At 64.2% G+C, this 2,281-nt stretch carries 4 protein-coding genes; 3 read left to right on the top strand and 1 reads right to left on the bottom strand.

Going from position 1 to position 2,281, the window contains the following annotated elements:
• The 3 genes from EOA27_RS32655 to EOA27_RS32645 form a co-directional block, all read left to right on the top strand.
• A partial coding sequence (locus EOA27_RS32655; RefSeq protein ID WP_145970690.1) for a helix-turn-helix domain-containing protein occupies positions 1 to 275 on the top strand: 275 nt, incomplete at its 5' end.
• Positions 272 to 721 (top strand): SRPBCC family protein, encoded by a 450-nt coding sequence (locus EOA27_RS32650; protein WP_126080398.1) that lies wholly within the window; start codon positions 272 to 274, stop codon positions 719 to 721. The genes EOA27_RS32655 and EOA27_RS32650, both read left to right, overlap by 4 nt.
• Before the next feature lie 43 nt (positions 722 to 764).
• Positions 765 to 1,244, top strand: coding sequence for an SRPBCC domain-containing protein (locus EOA27_RS32645; protein WP_126080397.1), 480 nt, complete (start codon positions 765 to 767; stop codon positions 1,242 to 1,244).
• A gap of 213 nt (positions 1,245 to 1,457) precedes the next feature.
• Here EOA27_RS32645 and EOA27_RS32635 read toward each other — a convergent pair.
• The coding region (locus EOA27_RS32635) for an FAD-binding oxidoreductase (RefSeq protein ID WP_145970689.1) at positions 1,458 to 2,281 on the bottom strand (824 nt) is incomplete at its 5' end.

Raw genomic sequence — 2,281 nt, 5'->3', positions numbered from 1 at the left:
GGCAATTGCTGGACAGCCTCCATGCTAGGAACGGGCAGACCCTCAACGCGCTCTGCGAGCACATGGATATGACGCGCCAGGCGGTGACCAAGCATCTGGCGGTTCTCGAGGAGGCGAACCTCGTCACCACCATGCGCCGCGGCCGCGAAAAGGAGCACTACCTCAACCCCGTTCCGATCAACGAGATCGCCGAGCGCTGGATCGGCAAGTTCGAGCGCCATCGGCTCAACGCATTGAGCGACTTGAAGCAACGCCTTGAAAGGGAAGAGCCGTGAGCGAGAACAGCTTTGTCTATGTCACCTATATCCGCACCACGCCTGAAAAGCTTTGGCAGGCGCTGACCGATCCGGAATTCAACCGGCAGTTCTTCCTCTGCTCCCATCAGGAGAGCGACTGGAAGGTCGGCTCGAGCTGGAAGCTGATCTTCCCCGAAGGGCGCGTCGCCGATTCCGGCGAGATCCTGGAGGTCGACCCGCCGAAACGCCTGGTGATCAAATGGCGCAACGAATGGCTGCCGGAGATGAAGGAGGACGGCTACACGCGCTGCACCTTCACCATCGAGCCGGACGGCGAATTGATAAAACTCGCCGTCATCCATGAGGCCGACGGCCCGCACAGGCTGATCGCCAACGTCTCCAAGGGCTGGCCGCTGGTGCTGGCGAGCCTCAAGAGCCTGCTCGAAACCGGCAAGGGTTTCGAGCGCCCGCCGTCGAAGGGCTGAACTTCGTTTCGGACACGAGACAATTTCGCTGGGCGTGCGCGCGATGCTTCAACTATTCTTGCCGCAAGCCATGGCGAACGCCGATACGGTCATGGCCTCGGCCGAGCTTCCCGCCTCGCCGGACGAGGTCATTGCCGCGCTGGTCACCACTGAGGTCGAACGCTGGTGGGGTTCGCCCGAAACCTATCGTATGATCGGATGGAACGCCGATCTTCGCGTCGGCGGAAGCTGGAGCGTCGTCGTGGAAACGGCCGACGGTCGACGGCTCCCTGCGAGCGGCGAGTTTCTGGAAATCGAGATGCCGCGCCGCATCGTGCAGACACGGCGCTACGACTGGGCCCATCCGGCGCTTGGCCGCAAGGAAACGACAGTGGCCTATCTGCTTGAGCCAATCGGCGGCGACACGCGGCTCACCATCTGCCACGGCGGATTCGCGGGTTTTCCGGACGCCGCGGCCGAACATGCCGAAGGCTGGGCGCGCGTGCTTGGGTGGCTGCAGGGGTATTTTCACGCGGCGACATGAAAACAGACGCCGCGATCCTTCGCCCCCTCTCTGCCCTGCCGGGCATCTCCCCCTCAAGGGGGGAGATCGGATGTCACGCCGGCTTTCGCCAATCTCCGGCGTTGCAGGAAAAGCGCCGTCGCCGAAACTGCCGATCTCCCCCCATGAGGGGGAGATGTCCGGCAGGACAGAGAGGGGGCCTCGTACCAGCGTCCAAGGAAAGCCGCGAGCGACTCAAATCACATTCAGCTCCCTGAACGCCCTTCCTTCCGCCACCCGCTCATAGCCGAACGCCGTGCAATCCACCGTGCGATACCCGCCATGCATGACAAGCTCCGCGATCGACTTGCCGACCGCCGGCGCCTGCTGCAGGCCGTGGCCGGAAAAACCGTTGGCGAACAGGAAGTTTGCGACCTCCGGATGCGGCCCGATCACCCCGTTCTGGTCGAGCGTATTGTAGTCGTAGTGCCCGACCCAGGCGCGCGTCGGCTTGATCGCCTCGAAAGCCGGGATGCGGGTGGCCAGAACCGGCCAGATCACCTCTTCGAACAGCGGCCAGTTGACCTCAAAGTCCTTGGGGTCGGGCGCGACATCGCCTTCCTCCGGCTCGGCGCCGCCGGTGAGGTAGACCGAGCCTTCCGGCCGCACATAGATGCCGGACGGATCGACCAAGAGCGGCATGTCTGCATATTTCTCGCGCGCCTCGAACACGAAGACGTTGCGCTTGCGCGGCTCGACCGGCAGTTCGAGCCCGGCAAAAGCCGCAACCTTGCCGGCATTCGGCCCGGCGGCGTTGACGACGGTGCCGGCTTCCAGCGTCTCGCCATTGTCCAGCGACACAGCGGTGACGCGGTTGCCCTCGCGCTTGATGCCGGTGGCGGAAGCCGTGATGAAATCGATCTTCCTGTCGCGCAGCGCCTTGCGGAACAGCGTCAACAGCGCATGCGCGTCGAACCAGCCCTCGCCGCTGCGGCCATAGGCGCCGGCGGAAATGCCTTCGACCGACAGCCATGGGAAGCGGCGCGCCAGCTGCCCGGCGTCTTCGAACGCGATATCGG

The sequence above is a fragment of the Mesorhizobium sp. M2A.F.Ca.ET.037.01.1.1 genome, from assembly GCF_003998075.1.
Lineage (GTDB): Bacteria > Pseudomonadota > Alphaproteobacteria > Rhizobiales > Rhizobiaceae > Mesorhizobium.
The sequence above is the reverse complement of the archived record's forward strand: the minus strand, read 5'-3'. Positions and strand labels throughout refer to the sequence as shown.

Bases quoted from the DNA above. Each gene is read 5' to 3' on its own strand.
- EOA27_RS32645 (WP_126080397.1), top strand. From the start codon at position 765: ATGCTTCAACTATTCTTGCCGCAAGCCATGGCGAACGCCGATACGGTC.